The sequence below is a fragment of the Microbacterium sp. NPDC057944 genome, assembly GCF_042887445.1.
In the GTDB taxonomy this organism is placed as follows: Bacteria; Actinomycetota; Actinomycetes; order Actinomycetales; family Microbacteriaceae; genus Microbacterium; species Microbacterium natoriense.
Genome location: NZ_JBHVPJ010000002.1, coordinates 85,196 through 103,784, shown reverse-complemented (window position 1 = coordinate 103,784; position 18,589 = coordinate 85,196). Strand labels below are relative to the sequence as shown.

Below are 18,589 nucleotides of genomic sequence, written 5' to 3'. Positions count from 1 at the left end.
TTTAGTTCGAGGCGTCGAGCGCACGGTCGACGAGGGCGATGACGTTGTCGGTGCCGCTGCGGGTTCCGACGCGCTCGGCGGCCGCGGCCATGCGCGCGATCCGCTCGGGGTCGCCGAGGAGCGGCACGACGATGCGGCGCACGGCGTCGGCGTCGAAGGTCGGGTCGTCCAGCAGCTCAGCGGCGCCTGCGGCCACAGCGGAGGCGGCGTTGAGGCGCTGCTCCCCGTTGCCCACCGAGTACGGCACATAGAGCGCGGGGATGCCGAGGGCGCTCACCTCGCTCACGGTCGCGGCTCCGGAGCGGGAGACGATCAGATCGGCCAGGGCGAACGCGAGGTCCATCCGGTCGACGTAGCGCCGCAGCGCGTATCCGGGCACGCCGGGGTCCGCGAGGTCGCTGCGCTCCCCCGTGACGTGCAGCAGCTGCCACCCGGACGCGAGGATGTCGCCCCACGAGCCCGACAGCGCCTCGTTGAGACGCTGCGCCCCGAGCGATCCGCCGAAGACGAGGAGCACGGGGCGGGAGTCGTCGAGGCCGAAGTACTCGGCGGCCTCGGCGCGGCGGGCGGCGCGATCGAGCTCGATGACCTCGCGGCGCAGCGGCATGCCCACCACTTCGCTCCCCCGCAGCGGGGTGCCGTCGAAGGCGACTCCCGTCGCGGCGGCGCGGCGTGCGCCGAGCACGTTCGCGAGTCCGGGCTTCGCGTTGGCCTCGTGCACGACGAACGGAACGCCTTCTCGGCGCGCCGCCACGTAAGCCGGAGCCGAGGCGTAGCCGCCGAAGCCCACCACGACGTCGACACTGTGCGTCCGGATGTGCTCCCGCACCTGTGCGATCGCACGGCGGAAGCGCCCGGGGAACGCGAGAGCCTGCCTGTTCGGGCGACGAGGGAACGGCACCTTGGCGACGATCAGCAGCTCATAGCCGCGGGCGGGGACGAGACGGGCCTCGAGGCCCTCGGCCGTGCCCAGCACCAGGACGGATGCGTCGGCGTCCCGCTCGCGCAGCCCATCGGCGACGGCGAGCAGGGGGTTGACATGGCCGGCGGTGCCCCCGCCGGCGAGAAGGTACGTGGTCACCGTGTGACTTTACCCCGCTCGGCTGCGGGGATCGTGCGCGCGAAGGCCAGCAGCACTCCGCACGCGATGAGCACGGCGAGCAGCGCCGTACCGCCCTGGGACATGAAGGGCAGCGGCACGCCCATGACCGGGAAGAGCCCGATCACGACGCCGATGTTGAAGATCGCCTGGCCGACGATCCACACCGTGATCCCGCCGGCGGCGACCCGGATGAACGGATCCTGCGTCTTGCGGATGATGTGGAACACGCCGACAGCGAAGGTGGCGAACAGGGCGAGCACCACGAGGCATCCGATGAGCCCGAGCTCCTCGCCGACGATCGCGAAGATGAAGTCGTTGCCGGCGGCCGGCAGCCAGCCGTACTTCTCCTGGGAGTTGCCGAGTCCGACGCCGAAGATCCCCCCGGATGCCATTCCCCACATGCCGTGGATCGACTGGTAGCAGTCGCCGGTGTAGTTGTTCATGTCGGAGCAGACCGCGGTGATGCGGCGCATCCGGTCGGTGCTGGTCACGGCGAGGAGGATCACCGCGAGCACGCCGAGCAGCACCGGGATGATGAACAGCCGCAGCTTCACCCCGGAGAAGAACAGACACCCGAGGAGGATGAGCACGAGCACCATCGCCGTTCCCAGATCCTTGCCCGCGAGGACGGTTCCGATCGCGAGCGCGCTGACCGGGATCACGGGGATGAACACCTGATGCCAGGTCCCGAGCATGGCTCTCTTGCGGAGCAGCACGTAGGCGATCCAGAGAGCGAGAGCGAGCTTGAGGAACTCCGAGGGCTGCAGGGTGAATCCGGCGACCCTGATCCAGTTCCGGTTTCCGCCATCCTCGACGCCGAGCCCGGGGATGAACACGAGCAGCTGCAGCATCGTCGCGCCGATCAGGGCGGGCCACGCCATCTTCTTGAGGAAGTCGATCGGGAACCGTGAGATGACGAACATCAGCGGGATGCCGAGCACCGCGAAGATGCCCTGGCGGAGAGCGCCGTCCATGGGGTTCTCACCCTTGGACACGGCGACGGCGCTCGTCGCCGACAGCACCATCACCAGGCCGAAGATCGTGAGCAGCAGAGCCGTCGACGCGATCATCATGAACTCGGTCGACACCGGGGTGAACCGGCGACCGAGCGAGACCCTGGCGGCGAGACCGCGCGACTCGGAGCGCGCGGGATCAGAGCGAGGTGTGCGAGCCACCTGCGTCATCGGTGCTCCCCCGGTCGATCCATTCCCGCACCGCTTCGGCGAAGCGGTGGCCGCGATCCGCGTAGCTGGAGAACTGATCGAAGGATGCCGCGGCGGGGGCCAGCAGTACGGTGCCCTCGTCGACGATCCCCGCAGCGATCTCCACGACGCGGTTCATGACCTGTCCAGTCTCGTCAGCATCCACCTCGAACACCGGCACCGTCGGCGCGTGTCGCCGGAATGCCGCGACGACGGCCTCACGCTCCACGCCGATCACCACGGCCGCACGGGCGGTGCCGCCCACGTCGGCGACCAGTTCAGCGATGTCGACCCCCTTGAGATCGCCGCCGACCACCCAGACCGCGCCGGGGAAGGCGCGCAGGGACGACGCCGCAGCGTGCGGGTTCGTGGCCTTGGAGTCGTCGACCCACGTGATGCCCGCGTGCCGCGCGATCACCTGGATGCGATGGGCGTCCAGACGGAACCTCTGCAGCGCGGAGTGGATCGCCTCGGGCTCCACGCCGAGCGACCGAGCGAGCGCGCTCGCGGCGAGGATGTTCTGCACGATGTGCGGCGCGGCGAGACCGACGTCGTCGAGATCCCGCAGGGTCGTGAGCTCGAGGGCGCTGCGCGCGCGATCGTCGAGAAAGGCCCTGTCGACGAGCAGCCCCTCGACGACGCCGAGGTCGCTGGGGCCGGGGGTGCCGAGGTCGAAGCCGATCGCTCGCGCCCCCTCGATCACGTCGGCGTCCTCGACCATCCGCCTCGTCGCCTCATCCGCCTTGTTGTAGACGCACGCGACCCTGGTGTTGCGGTACACGTACGACTTCGCCTCGCGATAGGCGTCGGCGCTGCCGTGCCAGACGAGGTGGTCGTCGGCGAGGTTCAGGCACACCGACGCGTACGGACACAGCTGGCCCTCCGCGCTCGACTGGCCGATGTACCAGAGCTGGTGGCTGGAGAGCTCCACGACGAGCACGTCGAACCCTGCGGGGTCGCGCACGGCGTCGAGCACGGGCACTCCGATGTTGCCGCACGGCGCGGCTCGCAGCCCGCCCTCGACGAGGAGGGATGCCGTGAGCTGCGTCGTCGTGGTCTTGCCGTTCGTGCCCGTGATCAGGACCCACTCCGCCGGAGTGCCGTCCGCACGGGTCACCTTGTCGCGCACGCGCCAGGCGAGTTCGATGTCGCCCCAGATGGCGATCCCCGACTCCTGCGCCCAGCGGATCACCGGATGCGACGGAGAGAACCCCGGCGAGGCGATCACGACGTCGGCGTCGAAGCTCTCGAGCGCCTCGGGCACCTCGGAGAGGGAGCCCAGCTCGAGGCGCGCGCCGATCACCGGGAGCAGTCGCGCATACTCGTCCTCGGCGGACTCGCTGAGGACGAGGACGTCGGCGCCCAGCTCGGCGAGGGTGTCGGCGACGGAGAAGCCGGTCATCGACAGTCCGAGCACGGCGACCCGCAGACCGGACCAGTCGGAGTGCCAGCTCGTCAGGGTCGAGAGGCGCTCAGCTGACACGCGTCAGCCACTCCACGTAGAACAGGCCCACCGCCGTCACCGCGAGGAGTCCGGCGATGATCCACATCCGCACGACGATCGTGACCTCGGACCATCCGCGCATCTCGAGGTGGTGGTGGAAGGGGCTCATGAGGAAGAGCCTCTTGCCGCGCGTGATCTTGAAGTAGGTGCGCTGCAGGATGACCGAGCCGGAGGAGAGCACGAAGACGCCGGCGATCACGAACAGGAGCAGCTCGGTGCGGGTGAGGATCGCCATCGCGGTGATCACGCCGCCGATCGCCATCGAGCCGACGTCGCCCATGAACACCTTGGCCTTGGGGGCGTTCCACCACAGGAAGCCGATGAGGCCGGCGGCGAAGGCGGCGGCGACGATCGCGAGGTCCAGCGGATCGCGCACCTCGTAGCAGCCTCCGAGGGCGGCCTTCTCGATCGACTCGCCGACGCAGGACTGCTGGAACTGTCGGAAGGAGATGAGGCCGTAGGCGCCGACGACGATGATGCCGGCGCCGGCCGCGAGACCGTCGAGCCCATCGGTGAGGTTCACGCTGTTCGACGTGGCGACGCCGATCACCGAGATCCAGACGAGGTAGAGCGCCCAGCCGATGACAGCGGCGAACGCGAAGAAGTTGAGCCACGGGATGTCGCGGAACAGCGAGACGGCCCCGGACGCCGGAGTCTGCCCAGCGTGGTTCGGGAAGTTGAGCGCGACGATGCCGAACGGCACGATGACGAGCAGCTGGCCGATCACCTTGCGCCAGCCGGACAGGCCGAGGCTGCGCTGACTGCGGACCTTCATGTAGTCGTCGATGAACCCCACGACGCCGAAGCCGACCATGAGCCAGATCACCAGGATCGACGAGAGCGCGGGGACCCGCCCGCCGGCGAAGACACCGGCGAAGTAGCCGACCATGGTGCCGACGATGAAGATCACGCCGCCCATCGTCGGGGTGCCGCGCTTGGCCTCGTGGCTGGGGTTCTCGACCGCCTCGGGGGTGCGGATGACCTGCCCCCATCCCCACTTCCGGAAGAGTCTCAGGAAGACGGGGGTCAGGAACAGGGTGAAGGCGAGCGAGATCGCCGCCGCGATGATGAGAGACCTCACGAGAACAATTCTCCCAGACGATCGCCGAGATGCCTGAGGCCTACGGAGTTTGATGACTTCACGAGGACCCTGTCCCCGTCGCGCAGCTCGGTGCGCAGATACTCGAATGCCGCATCCTGATCGGGCAGATGCACGGCCTCGCTGTCCCATGACCCCTCGCCGACGGCGGAGAGATACAGCCGACGCGCCTCGGGTCCGACCACGACGATGCGCTGGATGTTGAGTCGCACCGCGAGCAGACCGATGCGGTCGTGCTCCTCGCCAGCGGTCTCGCCGAGCTCGCTCATCGCGCCGAGGACCGCGACCGTGCGCTCCCCCGGTCCGGTGATCTGCGCGAGGGTCCTCAGGGCGGCCGCCATCGAGTCGGGGCTCGCGTTGTAGGCGTCGTTGATGATGCGGATGCTGTCGTTGCCCATCGGCTGCATGCGCCAGCGCTCGGCGATGTCGAGCGTCTCCAGGCGGGCGATCGCATCGGCGGCCGGGATGCCGAGTGCCCCGGCTGCCGCGATCGCGGCGAGGGCGTTGCTGATGTGATGGGCTCCGAGCACGCGCAGGCGCAGCGGCATCCGCTGCCCGTCCGCCTCGATGATGCAGGAGGTGCCGGATGCCGACACGACGAGGTCGTGGGCCCGCACCTCTGCCGCGGCGGCCTGGCCGAAGCCGATGACGCTCATGCCGCGGGACTCGGCGAGCTCGCGCATCGCTGCGACCCGCGGGTCGTCGAGGTTGAGCACGGCGACCCCGTTCGGCGTCGCCGCGGTGACCAGTTCCGCTTTGGCCTTGGCGGTCTCCTCGATGCCTCCGAAGCCGCCCGCATGCGCCATGCCGACCATGAGGACGACGGCGACGTCGGGCTCGACGAGTCCCGCGAGACGCGCGATGCTGCCGGGAGCGGCGGCCCCGAACTCGCTGACCAGGTACCGGGTGCTCTCCGTGACGCGCAGCATCGTCACCGGCGCTCCGACCTCGTTGTTGTACGAGTTGATCGGGGCGACCGTCTCGCCCTCGTCCGAGACGATGCGCGCGAGGAAGTTCTTCGTCGTGGTCTTGCCGTTGGATCCGGTGATGCCGACGATCTTGAGATCTCCCCGCGCGCGCACGCGCGAGACGACCTCACGGGCGAGATCGGCGAGGGCGGCGACGGCGTCGGCCACGACGATCTGCGAGACCGGTTCGTCCACGGGGTGCTCGACGATGGCGAGGCGGGCACCCGCGGTCACGGCCGCGCCGACGAAGCGGTGGCCATCGGTCTCGGCGCCGGGCTTGGCGACGAAGATCGACCCCGCGGACATCGTGCGGGAGTCGGTGTCGACGACACCGTCCAGGACGGTCTCCGCCGTATCGGTTCCGATGAGGCGCAGCTCACCGCCGAGGATGGCGGCGATCTCAGCGAGCGACAGGGCGATCATGACATCTCCAGGCGCGGCATGGGGGTGCCGGCTATTCGAACTTGGGAAGAAGGGCGTCCATGGGGACGGTCGAGGGCATCACGCGGTAGGTCTTCATCACCTGCGTCATCGCCTTCTGGAAGGCGGATGCCGTCGCAGCGGACGATGTAACTCTAGTCGGCTGGTCGAGAGTGACGATCACGACGTACTGCGGATCGTCGACCGGCGCGAAGCCCACCATGCTGGTGTAGTAGACGCCCGACTTGTAGCCGCCGTTGCCGTCAGGGATCTGCGCGGTGCCGGTCTTGCTGGTCACCCGGTAGCCGGGAACCTTGATCCGCTCGGCGTTGCCACCCTGCACCGCGACGTTCTCCAGCATGCGCGTGAGCTCCGCGGCCGTCTCCGGCGTGATGATCTGCTCCTTCTTCGGCGCGGCCGCCTCGTGAACGGTGCCGTCGGCGTCGGTGCACGACTCGATGAGCGAGAGGTCGATCTTCTCTCCGCCGTTCGCGATGGCCTGGTATGCGCCGGCCACCTGCGGGGCGGTGACGGTGAAGTGCTGGCCGAACGTCGTGGTGTACAGCGACTGGTTGTCCCATTCGCTGGTGGGGTGCAGCTCTCCGCTCGTCTCGCTCGGGAACCCGACCGTCTCGGTGCCGACGCCGAAGCGCTGGAGGTAGTCGTAGCGCACATCGGGGCTGACCATGGTGCCGAACTTCGACAGCGCCACGTTCGAGGAGTCGATCAGGGCCCCTGCGAGCGTGTAGTTGTAGGTCGGGTGCACGAACGCGTCATTGATCACGGCGCCGTTCTCGAACTTCTCCTTCGAGGAAGCGGTGACGGTGGGGCTGGTCGGTGTCACGCCGGCGTTCTCCATGATCGCTGCGGCCGTCACCGGCTTGAACGTCGATCCGGGCTCGAAGGCGTACGTGAACAGCTTGCTGTACCAGGAGCTCGGCGACGATCCGTCGAGGTTGTTGGGGTCGACCGTAGGCCACTCGGCGGCCGCGCGGATCTTGCCCGTCTTGACATCGACGACCGTGACGGTGCCGCCCTGCGCTCCCTGTGCCTGGGCTTCCTCGGCGATCATCTGCTGCATGTACCAGTTCAGGTCGCTGTTGATCGTGAGCTGCACGGTGCCGCCGTTCACAGCGTCCACCGTGCGCTCACTGCCCGGGATCACGACGCCGTCCATGCCCCTGCGGTAGCTCTGCGTGCCGTTGCTCGGCGCGAGGCACTGCCCCTCCATCTTCTCGATCCCGGCCTGGGCATCGCCCGAGCCGTTGAGGAAGCCGATCACGTTTCCGGCGACCGCACCGTTCGGGTACACCCGCTTCTCGCGCTCGGAGGCGTGGAGATAGGGGAGCTTGAGCGCCCGCAGCTGCGTGTACTGCTCGGCGTTCAGGCCGTTCTTGAGCTGGTACCACTGCGTGTCAGGGTTCTCCGTCTGAGCGGCGGCGACGCCTGCGCGCAGCTCGTCGGCGTTCAGGCCCATGATCTCGGCGATCTTCGTCGAGGCTTCGGCCCACGGGAGCTTCGGCGGGTTCTTCTCGTTCTCCTCCACCGCCTTCATCGCCTTCGGGTCCATGACGTAGTCGTAGACCGTGACGCTCTCGGCGAGCACCGTGCCGTCGGCGTCCACGATGGCGCCGCGCTGCCCGGGGATGGACTCCCCCGCGCCGAGGTACTTCAACGACTGGTTGACGTGCTCGTCGGCGCTCACGACCTGGATGTCGACGAGGCGCACGATGAACACGCAGAGGATCGACAGGATGACGGCGAGTGCGACGACGGTGCGTCGCCGGGGGCTCCGGGTGGCTCGTGTCGTCATGGACTCTCTCCGTCAGATGGTGGTCGTGGTGGTCAGTGGGTCGTGGGGCTGGGAAGGCCGTCGGTGATCGCAGGCGGCAACTGCTCTGTGGGCGTCGTCGCGCCCTCTGTCACCGGGCCGTCGGTCGCGTCGTTCGTCGGCGCCTGCAACAGCGAGTTGCTCACCGCTCCCGCTCCGTTCGGATCGACCGTCGAGGCCCATCCCGCCCCGGTGCCCGCACCGATCACGGCGCCGTCGCTGAGCCGCAGGTAGGAGGGAGCGCCCGCCACGACCATGCCGAGGGCGGAGGCGCTCGTCGCCAGCGCCTGTGGGGAGCTCATTCCGGTGAGCTCCTCCTGCAGCGCCTGCGTGCGCAGGTTGAGGTCCCCCTGCTGCGACGACAGGGAGGCCAGCGTGAAGGAGTCCTGGGTGATCGCGAGCGAGAGCCCGATCTGCGCAGCGCCGATCGCCATCGCTCCCCCGAGCGCGACGAGCGCGTAGGCGAGCTTCGGCTTGCGTCGAGCCCGGGGCGCGGTGACCGGCTCGAGACGCGCACGAGGCGCCCGAGACGACGCCTCCGGGGCGACCTTGGGCGTGCGGACGACGGCGTTCAGACTCATGCGCTCTCCCGCACCTTCTCGGCTGCGCGCAGCCGTACCGGGATCGCACGCGGATTGCGCGCGCGCTCCTCGTCGTCGGCGAGCTCTGCTCCCCGCGTGATGATGCGGAACTTCGGTGCGTGCTCGGGAAGCTCGACCGGCAGACCCTTCGGAGCGGTGGATGCCGCGCCCGCCGCGAACGCCTGCTTGACCAGGCGGTCTTCGAGGGACTGATAGGACATGACCACGATCCGCCCGCCGACCGCGAGCGCGTCCATCGCGGAGGGGATGGCGTCGGCGAGCACGTTGAGCTCGGCGTTCACCTCGATCCGCAGCGCCTGGAACACCCGCTTTGCGGGGTGACCCGCGCGCTGAGCGGCCGCCGGTGTCGCGGCGATGAGGATCTCGACGAGCTCTCCCGATCGGGTGATCGGCTGCTTCTGCCGCGCGTCGATGATGAAGCGCGCGTAGCGGCCGGCCAGCTTCTCCTCGCCGTACCGCTCGAAGATGCGACGGAGGTTGCCCTCGTTGTAGGTCGCGATGACCTCGGCGGCGGTGATGCCCTTCGTCTGATCCATGCGCATGTCCAGCGGCGCATCCTTCGAGTACGCGAAGCCGCGCTCGGCCTCGTCGAGCTGCAGGGAGGAGACGCCGAGGTCGAAGAGGATGCCCGCGGCGCCCTGCGCGTGCAGGCCGATCTCGTCGTAGACCGTGTGCACGAGGGTGATGCGGTCCTTGAAGCGCGCGAGCCGCTCCCCCGCGATGCGGAGGGCGTCGGTGTCGCGGTCGAGACCCACGAGGCGGATGTTCGGGAACCGCTCGAGCAGAGCCTCGGAGTGCCCGCCCATCCCGAGGGTGGCGTCGACGAGCACCGCTCCGTCCGCCTGGAGGGCGGGAGCGAGCAGCTCGATGCAGCGCTCGAGCAGGACGGGGGTGTGTATGTCTCGGAGGTTCATGATCTTTCTCGGGGTGACCTTCGGCTCTGATCCCCCTCCGCTGCTCGACCCGGCACCGGGGAAGTGTGTCGGGGCGGGAGCGGCGGGGCATCACAGCCGTGGTCAGAAGAGTCCCGGAATCACCTCCTGCTCCAGCTCGGAGTAGGTCTCCTCGCCGGCGGCGAGGTAGGTGTTCCAGCTCTCGGCGTCCCAGATCTCGGCGTGTGCGCCGACACCGGTGACGATGAGCTCCTTCTGAAGCCCGGCGTACTGACGCAGGTGAGCGGGGATGGTGATGCGGTTCTGGCTGTCGGGCATCTCCGCACTCGCACCGGAGAGGAACAGGCGCATGAAATCGCGCGCCTGCTTGTTGGCGAGCGGCGCCTGACGGATCCGCTCGTGCATGGACTCGAACTCGGCCGTGCTGAAGACGTAGAGGCAGCGCTCCTGACCACGGGTGACGACGATGCCGCCGCCCAGGTCCTCGCGGAACTTCGCGGGCAGGATGACCCGCCCTTTGTCGTCCAGCTTCGGTGAGTGCGTACCCAGCAGCATCGGCCATCACCCCCTCTCCGTCCGGCCAACTCGAGGTACGCCCCACTTTACTCCACTTCCCTCCACTTTCCTACGACAATTCGGTGAAATACCAGCATCGTTCGATCAGTGCACCCCGAGATTCCGCGGAAAGACGCGGTGGAGGAGAGTGGAGTGCCAGTGGAGGACGGGTGGAAGCCCGTGGAGGACGGCTCCAGCCCCACAGCGGACACGAAAAAGGCCCGGATGCTGAGCATCCGGGCCTTGAGAAGTTCTTGCGGTCAGTGACCGTCTTGGCGGCGATCCCATCGATCGTTCATGCGATCCATGAAGGAGGCCGAATTCTGCTGCTGCTTCTTCGCGCGCTCGCGGGGAACGGCGGAGACGGGGCGTCGAACCGGGGTGACGGCGAGCATCACACCGCCGAGCATCGCGGCGAAGGCGACGACGCCGACCACGATCCCCCAGACGTCACCGAGGATGACGCCGACGATCAGACCGCCCACGCCTGCCAGGAGCAGCAGGGCTCCGTAGACGAGATTGCGATAGCTCAGAGTGCGGTCGCCGGTAGGCGCGCTCACGACATCCGCGTCGTTGTGGAGGAGATGGCGTTCCATCTCATCGAGCAGACGCTGCTCCTGTTCGGAGAGTGGCATTTCGTCCCCCTCGGGTTTCTTCCGACCATTCTACGCGCGCCTCGGCGCCTCGGGGTAGCCGTTCGTGGCGGGATTCCCTTTACGTATGCTGGGAGTCGTGCCGTCACCCACTCCCGTCCCCGACGCCGTCGCCGAACGCCTCGATCTCTTCATCGGGAGGATGCGCGTCGAGTCCGTCGAGTACGGCCCCGACGCAGCCGCGATGCTTCACGCGGCCGCGGACACCCTCGTCGGAGGCAAGAGGCTGCGCGCCCGGTTCTGCCATTCGGGCTGGAGCGCCGTGGCACGGTTCCGCGACCGCGACGTCGCCGAGACATCTTCTCTCTGGGACGTCTGCGCCGCACTGGAGATCTTCCAGTCGGCCGCGCTGGTCCACGACGACCTGATCGACAACTCCGACACGCGACGGGGCCGGCCGGCCGCGCATCGCGCCCTCGAGGGTGCTCACGAGAGCTCGGGCTGGACCGGAGACGCCGCTGCGTTCGGACGCTCGGCGGCCATCCTGCTCGGAGACCTCCTCGTCGCGTGGAGCGACGATCTGCTGGAGGACGCGCTGGAGACGCATCCGCACGCCGCTCGCGTGCGACGGGAGTATGCACGGATGCGCCGCGATGTCACGGTCGGCCAGTTCCTGGACATCGCGGAGGAGTCGGCATGGAGCGTGAACGCCGCCGACTCCCACGTCGAGCGCGCACTGCGCGTCGTCTCCCTGAAGTCGGCCCGCTACAGCATCGAGCAGCCGCTCGTGCTGGGCGCGTCCCTCGCGGGCGCCGACGAGGAGCAGCTGCGGGCGCTGCGCCGGTTCGGGAATCCGGTGGGGATGGCGTTCCAGCTGCGGGACGACGTCCTCGGCGTCTTCGGCGACACGGCGGTCACCGGCAAGCCGGCCGGAGACGATCTCCGTGAGGGCAAGCGCACCGTCCTCGTCGCACTGACGAGGCAGACCCTCGACGCCTCAGCCAGGAATCTGTTCGACGAGATGCTCGGGGATCCGGACCTCGATGCGCAGCAGGTGTCCTTCCTGCAGGCGACGATCGACGGCTCCGGCGCTCTCGCCCGCGTCGAGGAGATGATCGACGCCTATGCGAAGGATGCCGACCGCGCACTCTCGGGCGCTCGGCTCGACAACGCCGCCGTCGGCGGCCTGCGCGACCTCGCCAGGGCGGCGACGACGCGATCAGCCTGATCAGGCGAGCGTGCGCGCGATGCGCCGCACCTCGCTCTTGTGCCCGGCGAGCAGCGCGGCGATCGGCGAGCGGCCGAGCGTCTCCTCTTCGCCGCGGAGCCAGTCGATGACCTCGTCGTCGCTGAATCCGGCGTCCTGCAGCGCGATGATGGTGCCGCGCAGCGACGGGAGCGGGTGGCCGTCCACGATGAACTCGGCGGGAACGGCGAAGACGCCGCCGCGCTTGGAGCCGATGAGGTAGTGCTCGTCGATCAGGCGGCGCACGCGGCCGAGCGGCACATCGAGCACCTCGACGAGATCGGGCATGGTCAGCCAGGCGGACTCGGTGGATGCAGCGACGTTCTCAGACACGTTGCCCACTATCTCACCTCTGCGCGCGCGGCGCATATCGTCACACCCGTCACATCTTTCACTTGAGTCACTATTGTTGACTTCTGTTTACTTACGTGTCAGCGTGGGCAGACGTCGAACAAGGGGGACCCGTGAGACCGAACTCCGCAGCGCGACGCATGCGCTACCTGCAGCTGGGGGTGCCCGCTGCCGTGCTCGGCACCCTCGCCGGAACGATCGCCGCAGCCCCGGCATCCGCCGACGCGTCATCGACGCAGATCGAGCGCCTCCATCTCTCCGGCCTTCGGATCGTGCCCGCCACGGCTTCGCCGACGAGCTACGTCGTGCAGCCCGGCGACACGGTGTCCGCCATCGCGCAGCAGCACGGTCTGCGCACCACCGATGTGCTCGCATGGAACGGCCTCAGCTGGCGCTCGGTGATCCACCCCGGCCAGACGCTCACCCTCACGGGCGCCGCAGCGCCCGCCTCTCCCGCGCCGTCGGCTGCGGTCGGGCAGAGCCACCTGGTCGTCGCCGGGGACACCGTCTACGGCGTCGCGCAGAAGTACGGCACCACAGTCGACGCCGTGCTCGCTGCCAACGGTCTCACCAGGGCATCCGTGATCTACCCGGGTCAGACCCTTGCGGTCACCGGAGCCTCGGCCCCTGCGGCCGCTCCGGCGGTCGTCGCCGCACCGGCGCCGACGGGCGGGCAGGCCTACACGGTGGTCGCGGGCGACACGCTCTCCGCGATCGCCCAGAACCACGGCACCTCGACCGCGAACCTGTACGCGTGGAACGGCCTGGGCCCGGGATCGATCATCTATCCGGGGCAGAGCATCACCGTCTCCGCTCCCCCTGCCGCAGCGGCATCCGGCACCGAGCAGCTCAGCGCGAGCCTCGACGCGGAGCAGACGGCGAACGCGGCGCTCATCGTCCGCATCGGCCGCCAGCTCGGGGTCTCCGATCGCGGCGTCGCGATCGCACTGGCCACCGCGATGGTCGAGTCGGGCATGCGCAACCTCTCCTACGGAGACCGCGACTCGCTCGGACTCTTCCAGCAGCGCCCGAGCACCGGGTGGGGCGCCGCGGAGCAGATCATGGACGCCGATCGCAGCACCCGCGTCTTCTACGGCGGGCAGAGCGACCCCAACGGGCAGAACTCCCGCGGTCTGCTCGACATCCCCGGCTGGGACGGCATGGCCTTCACGGACGCCGCCCAGGCGGTGCAGATCTCCGCATATCCCCTGCGTTACGGCCAGTGGGAGTCCCAGGCATACCAGTGGCTCGCCCACCTCGGGTGAAGCTCCCGGCAAACCCGCAGCCCTCAGGGGCGAGCCGTTCCGCAGGCTTTCAGCCTGTCTTCCATAGAATCTTGACGTGACGACCAATCAGCAGGCCGACCCCCTCATCGGGCGGCTCGTCGACGGTCGGTACCGGGTCAGGGCCCGGATCGCACGAGGCGGCATGGCGACGGTGTACGTCGCCACCGACCTCCGCCTCGAGCGGCGCATCGCCCTCAAGGTCATGCACGCGCACCTCAGCGACGACTCGGCCTTCCAGAGCCGGTTCATCCAGGAGGCCCGTTCGGCGGCACGTCTGGCCGACCCGCACGTCGTCAACGTCTTCGACCAGGGCCAGGACGGCGAGCTCGCCTATCTGGTGATGGAGTACCTGCCGGGCATCACCCTGCGCGAGCTCCTCCGCGAGCAGAAGCGCCTCACGATCTCGCAGACGATCACGATCATGGATGCGGTGCTCTCCGGTCTCTCCGCCGCTCACCGCGCCGGCATCGTGCACCGCGACGTGAAGCCCGAGAACGTGCTGTTGGCCGAGGACGGCCGCATCAAGATCGGCGACTTCGGCCTCGCACGGGCCACCACCGCGAACACCGCGACCGGTCAGCAGCTGCTCGGCACGATCGCCTACCTCGCCCCCGAGCTCGTCACGCGCGGCACCGCCGATGCCCGCAGCGACATCTACGCGCTCGGCATCATGCTCTACGAGATGCTGGTCGGCGAGCAGCCCTACAAGGGCGAGCAGCCCATGCAGATCGCCTTCCAGCACGCGACGGAATCGGTGCCGAGGCCGAGCGCGCGCAACCCCGGCGTGCCAGAGCAGCTCGACGAGCTCGTGCTCTGGGCCACCGAGAAGTCCCCGGACGACCGCCCGGACGACGCGGGCCAGATGCTGGAGCGCCTTCGCGAGATCGAGCGTTCTCTCGGCATCGCCCCCGCTGTCGCCTCGGCCACCGCGCCGCAGCGCGCGCACGCCGACTCCGGCGATCTCACCAAGGTCATGCCGGGAACGCTGCCCATCGCCGACCCCACGGCTCCCGTGCCGCAGACGGTCGACAACGCGACCCTGCTGCGTCGCCGGTCGTCGAAGCGACGCACCCGCGGCGCCTTCCTGCTCACGCTCGTGCTGCTGCTGGCCGCGGTCGCCGGCGGCGTCGGCTGGTGGTTCGGATCGGGCCCCGGTTCACTCGTGGCCGTGCCCGGTGTGGCCGGGATGTCGTACCAGGACGCCGCGGATACGCTGACGGCCGAGGGATTCGTGCCGGCGCAGAAGGACGAGTTCTCCGTCGACATCCCCGCAGGAGAGGTCATCGAGACGGACCCCGGAGAGGGCCAGCGTCTCGACAGAGGCGTGACGGTCACGGTGATCGTCTCCACCGGACCCGCACCGCACGATCTCGCCCCCGTCGCCGGGGTGGACGTCGAGACCGTCCGCGGTCAGCTCGACGCGGCGAACCTCGACATCACCGACGACGAGAAGTACTTCGACGACCTCGACGACGGCAAGGTCCTCAACGTGCGCATCACCCCTCGTGGCGGCGGCGACGCCTTCGGCTGCGACCAGGGCTGCACGGTGCACGAGAAGGACACGGCGACCATCCAGGTGTCGGTGGGCCCTGTCCCCGACGTCAGCGGCATGAACGTCAACCAGGCGACCAAGACGCTGACCGACAAGGGTCTTGTGGTCAACCCGGAGAGCGACCTCAGGTTCAGCGAGGACGTCGCCAAGGACAAGGTGATCGGGTACGCCGACCGCGCCGAGGCGGGATCCTGGCGACCGGGCGACACCATCCAGCTCATCGTCTCGAAGGGGCCAGAGCTGTTCGACGTCCCCGATGTGAAGGGGATGACGCGGGACAAGGCGAAGGAGGCCCTCACCAACGCCGGGTTCAAGTGGAGCTATACCAGCGACACCATGATCCCGGACGGCGCGTGGGACCTGCTCGACAACAAGAACACCAAGGTCGTCTCCTACAGCCCGACCGAGCCGCAGCGCAAGAGCGCCACGATCGTGCTCCAGATGGGGCTCAGCGGCTAGCATCCGCCGCACGTCACCCGCCGTTCACCTCCCGGCCACGGCGGGGCAACTCCCCCGGCATCTGCCGGATGCCTGACGCCCACACTCTGTCGAGTACCCCCGTACTCGCCGACCCGGAGTGTGCCCATGCCCTCTCGTCCCCTCTCCGCCGCGGTGCTCGCGACCTGCCTTCTGGCCGGCACGATCACTGTCGCCGCCGTCCCGGCATCCGCGGCCCCCCGCACCGCCGACGTCTTCTCCCGCGCCGCGACCTATCCCGTGTACCTCAACGCTCCTGCGGGGGTCGACCCGGCATCCGCCACCGTCGCGGAGATCTCCACGATCACCGCCGACGGCACCGTCGTCTACACCGACGCTCTCGGAAAGCGGATCGGCTTCGTCGATGTGACCGACCCGTCGAACCCCCGCGGAACCGGAACGGTCTCCCTCGCCGACCTCGGCCACCCCGACGACCAGCCCACGTCGGTCGCCTCCTACGGCGACTACATCCTCGTCGTGATCGACGAGACCGGCGGGCAGTTCACCGATCCGCACGGGCGGCTCGACGTGCTGCGCGCATCCGACCGCTCCCTCGTGCGCTCGATCGACCTGGGCGGCCAGCCCGACTCCATCGCGATCTCGCACGACGGCGCGTACGCGGCGATCGCGATGGAGAACCAGCGCGACGAGGAGATCAAGCCCGCCGGCGGCAAGAAGGGGGATCTCCCCCAGCTGCCCGGCGGATTCGTCCAGGTGCTCGACCTCGGCGAGGACCCCGCTGCCTGGACCACGACCCCCGTGCGCTTCCTCGCCGAGGACGGCAGCCCGCTGCCGATCGTCGCGGCATCCGGAATCGACACCCCGCAGGACCCGGAGCCGGAGTACGTCACCATCGACGATCGCAACCGGCTCGCGGTGACGCTCCAGGAGAACAACGGCATCGCCGTGATCGACCTGGAGACCAAGACGCTCACGTCCGTCTTCTCGGCGGGCGCGGTCGCACTCAGCGGTGTGGACACCGTGAAGGACGGCCGCATCGACCTCACCGGATCGCTGCCGGCGACGCCTCGCGAACCCGACTCGATCGCGTGGGTCGGCGACGGGCTGGTGGCCACGGCCAACGAGGGCGACTGGAAGGGCGGCACCCGCGGCTGGACGGTGTTCGACACCGCGACCGGTCTGCCGGTGTGGGACGCGGGGAACAGCTTCGCGAACATCGCCGTGCAGTACGGCCTGCACAACGAGGACCGCGCGGCCAAGAAGGGGGCCGAGCCCGAAGGGCTCGCGTTCGCCGAGTTCGGCGGCACGCCGTACGTGTTCGTCGCCAGTGAGCGCTCCAACTTCGTCGCCGTGTACGACATGACCGACCCGGCCTCCCCCGTGTTCGATCAGATCCTGTTCACGACCAACGGCCCCGAGGGCATCCTCCCGGTGCCGGGGCGCGATCTGCTCGTCGTGTCCAGCGAGACGGACGACGCGAGCGTCGGCGTCCGCGCCTCCGTGAGCCTGTTCTCCTTCGGCTCCGATGCGCCCGCGCAGCCCAGCATCCTGTCCGATACCGTCGACGGAGCGCCGATCGGATGGTCCGCGCTCGGCGCGCTCTCCGGGCACCCGACGAACTCCTCGCTCGTGTACGCCGCGAGCGACGCCGTCGTCTCCCCGGCGACGATCTACACGGTCGACGTGTCGCAGACTCCTGCCCGCATCACCGCCTCGACGGCCGTCACCAAGAACGGCTCGCCGGTCGCGCTGGACGTGGAGGGCATCTCCGCCGCCGCGGACGGCACCTTCTGGCTGGCCGTGGAGGGCGCGGCGGGAGCCGGCAACACCATCGTCCACACGGATGCCGCAGGAGCCGTGCTCTCGCGTCACCCGCTGCCGGCCGAGGTCGCCGCGCACGTCGGCAAGTGGGGCTTCGAGGGCGTCACCGTGACCGGCGAGGGCGCCGACCTCCGCGTGTGGAGCGTCATCCAGCGTCCGCTCTGGACCGACCCATCGAACCTCGCCGCCGGCACCGTGGACGGAGCCGACATCACCCGTATCGGCCGCCTCGACCCGGCGACGGGCGCATGGGAGTGGTTCGGCTACCGCCTCGACGCGACGACCACCCAGGGAGACTGGATGGGGCTGTCGGAGATCACGGCGATCGACGATGACACGTTCGCGATCATCGAGCGGGACAAGCTCAACGGCCCCTCGGCCGCGGTGAAGCGCGTGACGCGAGTCGACATCCCGGCGGATGCCGCGCCCAGCGCGTTCGGACAGCCTCTGACCGTGCTCGAGAAGACGACCGCGATCGACGTGCTGCCGCAGCTGAGGGCGACGGCCGGCTGGACCCAGGAGAAGCTCGAGGGCTTCGCGATCGCGGCGGACGGCCGCCTGTACGGGGTCACCGACAACGACGGGCTGAAGGACGCCACGGGCGAGACCGTGTTCCTGCGCCTCGGCGCCGCCTCCGAGGCCTTCCCCGACACGTCGACGCCCGCGGTGCCGTTGCTCACCCTGAGTGCGTCGAGCGTGAAGGCCGGCGCCGAACTCACCGTCACGGGAACGGGGTTCCCCGCCTCGACGGAGGTGCGCATCGAGCTGCACAGCGATCCGGTCGTGCTGGGCACCGCCTCGACCGACGCCCAGGGCGCCCTGCGCTTCACCGGGGCGGTCCCCGCGGGCACCGCGCCGGGAGCGCACGAGATCGTCGCCGTCGCGGGCGAGGTCACGGCCCGCACCCCGCTGACGGTGACCGCGTCCGGCGGGGCGACGGCCCCCGGCACCGGAGGTTCCGTGCGACCTGGCGACCTGGCCACGACCGGCGGTGACGCGTCCTGGCTCCTGCCGGTGGCCGTGGGCGCCGGCATCCTGCTCCTCGCGGGCGCCGTGCTGCTGATCGTCCGCCGCCGCACGCGCTCCTGACCCGACACGGAGAAGGGCCGGAACCCAGGAGGTTCCG

15 protein-coding genes are annotated in these 18,589 nt (G+C 69.3%); 4 read left to right on the top strand and 11 right to left on the bottom strand.

Features of this window, described 5'->3' with window-relative positions:
• Position 1: 1 nt before the first annotated feature.
• The 10 genes from ACFVRO_RS09855 to ACFVRO_RS09810 form a co-directional block, all read right to left on the bottom strand.
• A complete protein-coding gene (locus ACFVRO_RS09855) occupies positions 2-1,081 on the bottom strand; it encodes a glycosyltransferase (protein WP_386951810.1) in 1,080 nt (359 codons plus the stop codon).
• The gene (gene ftsW / locus ACFVRO_RS09850; RefSeq protein WP_386951808.1) at positions 1,078-2,286 is read right to left on the bottom strand and encodes a putative lipid II flippase FtsW; all 1,209 of its coding nucleotides are present in this window, start codon (positions 2,284-2,286) and stop codon (positions 1,078-1,080) included. Before ftsW ends, ACFVRO_RS09855 begins: the two co-directional genes overlap by 4 nt.
• Entirely contained in the window at positions 2,255-3,787 is a 1,533-nt protein-coding gene (gene murD / locus ACFVRO_RS09845; protein WP_386951805.1) for a UDP-N-acetylmuramoyl-L-alanine--D-glutamate ligase, read from the bottom strand. Before murD ends, ftsW begins: the two co-directional genes overlap by 32 nt.
• On the bottom strand, positions 3,777-4,889 hold the full coding sequence (gene mraY / locus ACFVRO_RS09840) for a phospho-N-acetylmuramoyl-pentapeptide-transferase (RefSeq protein ID WP_105676471.1): 1,113 nt from the start codon (positions 4,887-4,889) through the stop codon (positions 3,777-3,779). Before mraY ends, murD begins: the two co-directional genes overlap by 11 nt.
• Positions 4,886-6,298 (bottom strand): UDP-N-acetylmuramoyl-tripeptide--D-alanyl-D-alanine ligase, encoded by a 1,413-nt coding sequence (gene murF / locus ACFVRO_RS09835; protein WP_386951801.1) that lies wholly within the window; start codon positions 6,296-6,298, stop codon positions 4,886-4,888. The genes mraY and murF overlap by 4 nt, the downstream gene beginning before the upstream one ends.
• A gap of 31 nt (positions 6,299-6,329) precedes the next feature.
• Positions 6,330-8,108 (bottom strand): peptidoglycan D,D-transpeptidase FtsI family protein, encoded by a 1,779-nt coding sequence (locus ACFVRO_RS09830; RefSeq protein ID WP_386951798.1) that lies wholly within the window; start codon positions 8,106-8,108, stop codon positions 6,330-6,332.
• A 32-nt stretch (positions 8,109-8,140) separates the two neighbouring features.
• Positions 8,141-8,707 (bottom strand): hypothetical protein, encoded by a 567-nt coding sequence (locus ACFVRO_RS09825; RefSeq protein ID WP_386951796.1) that lies wholly within the window; start codon positions 8,705-8,707, stop codon positions 8,141-8,143.
• A complete protein-coding gene (gene rsmH, locus ACFVRO_RS09820) occupies positions 8,704-9,642 on the bottom strand; it encodes a 16S rRNA (cytosine(1402)-N(4))-methyltransferase RsmH (protein WP_341941878.1) in 939 nt (312 codons plus the stop codon). Before rsmH ends, ACFVRO_RS09825 begins: the two co-directional genes overlap by 4 nt.
• A 102-nt stretch (positions 9,643-9,744) precedes the next feature.
• Positions 9,745-10,176, bottom strand: coding sequence for a division/cell wall cluster transcriptional repressor MraZ (mraZ, locus tag ACFVRO_RS09815; protein WP_105676477.1), 432 nt, complete (start codon positions 10,174-10,176; stop codon positions 9,745-9,747).
• 260 nt (positions 10,177-10,436) lie between these two features.
• Positions 10,437-10,811, bottom strand: a complete 375-nt coding sequence (locus ACFVRO_RS09810) for a DUF3040 domain-containing protein (protein WP_105676479.1) — start codon at positions 10,809-10,811, stop codon at positions 10,437-10,439.
• 85 nt (positions 10,812-10,896) lie between these two features.
• On the opposite strand from ACFVRO_RS09810, the gene ACFVRO_RS09805 reads away from it, so the two are divergent.
• The gene (locus tag ACFVRO_RS09805) at positions 10,897-11,997 is read left to right on the top strand and encodes a polyprenyl synthetase family protein (RefSeq protein ID WP_386951793.1); all 1,101 of its coding nucleotides are present in this window, start codon (positions 10,897-10,899) and stop codon (positions 11,995-11,997) included.
• Here ACFVRO_RS09805 and ACFVRO_RS09800 read toward each other — a convergent pair whose 3' ends face one another.
• A complete protein-coding gene (locus ACFVRO_RS09800; RefSeq protein ID WP_386951790.1) occupies positions 11,998-12,357 on the bottom strand; it encodes an Rv2175c family DNA-binding protein in 360 nt (119 codons plus the stop codon). It lies immediately after the preceding gene.
• A gap of 122 nt (positions 12,358-12,479) precedes the next feature.
• Between ACFVRO_RS09800 and ACFVRO_RS09795 the strand changes: the two genes are divergently transcribed.
• The 3 genes from ACFVRO_RS09795 to ACFVRO_RS09785 all read left to right on the top strand — a co-directional run bounded on the left by ACFVRO_RS09795 (position 12,480) and on the right by ACFVRO_RS09785 (position 18,552).
• Positions 12,480-13,631 (top strand): LysM peptidoglycan-binding domain-containing protein, encoded by a 1,152-nt coding sequence (locus ACFVRO_RS09795; RefSeq protein ID WP_386951787.1) that lies wholly within the window; start codon positions 12,480-12,482, stop codon positions 13,629-13,631.
• Positions 13,632-13,707: 76 nt separating this feature from the next.
• Positions 13,708-15,663 carry a Stk1 family PASTA domain-containing Ser/Thr kinase gene (gene pknB, locus ACFVRO_RS09790; RefSeq protein ID WP_386951785.1) on the top strand — a complete coding sequence of 652 codons (1,956 nt, stop codon included), beginning with the start codon at positions 13,708-13,710 and terminating at the stop codon, positions 15,661-15,663.
• 126 nt (positions 15,664-15,789) lie between these two features.
• Entirely contained in the window at positions 15,790-18,552 is a 2,763-nt protein-coding gene (locus ACFVRO_RS09785; protein WP_386951783.1) for an esterase-like activity of phytase family protein, read from the top strand.
• Positions 18,553-18,589: the final 37 nt, after the last annotated feature.

Bases quoted from the DNA above. Each gene is read 5' to 3' on its own strand.
- murF (WP_386951801.1), bottom strand. From the start codon at position 6,298: ATGATCGCCCTGTCGCTCGCTGAGATCGCCGCCATCCTCGGCGGTGAG.
- rsmH (WP_341941878.1), bottom strand. From the start codon at position 9,642: ATGAACCTCCGAGACATACACACCCCCGTCCTGCTCGAGCGCTGCATC.
- ACFVRO_RS09785 (WP_386951783.1), top strand. From the start codon at position 15,790: ATGCCCTCTCGTCCCCTCTCCGCCGCGGTGCTCGCGACCTGCCTTCTG.
- ACFVRO_RS09810 (WP_105676479.1), bottom strand. From the start codon at position 10,811: ATGCCACTCTCCGAACAGGAGCAGCGTCTGCTCGATGAGATGGAACGC.
- ACFVRO_RS09825 (WP_386951796.1), bottom strand. From the start codon at position 8,707: ATGAGTCTGAACGCCGTCGTCCGCACGCCCAAGGTCGCCCCGGAGGCG.
- ftsW (WP_386951808.1), bottom strand. From the start codon at position 2,286: ATGACGCAGGTGGCTCGCACACCTCGCTCTGATCCCGCGCGCTCCGAG.
- ACFVRO_RS09830 (WP_386951798.1), bottom strand. From the start codon at position 8,108: ATGACGACACGAGCCACCCGGAGCCCCCGGCGACGCACCGTCGTCGCA.
- mraZ (WP_105676477.1), bottom strand. From the start codon at position 10,176: ATGCTGCTGGGTACGCACTCACCGAAGCTGGACGACAAAGGGCGGGTC.
- ACFVRO_RS09805 (WP_386951793.1), top strand. From the start codon at position 10,897: ATGCTGGGAGTCGTGCCGTCACCCACTCCCGTCCCCGACGCCGTCGCC.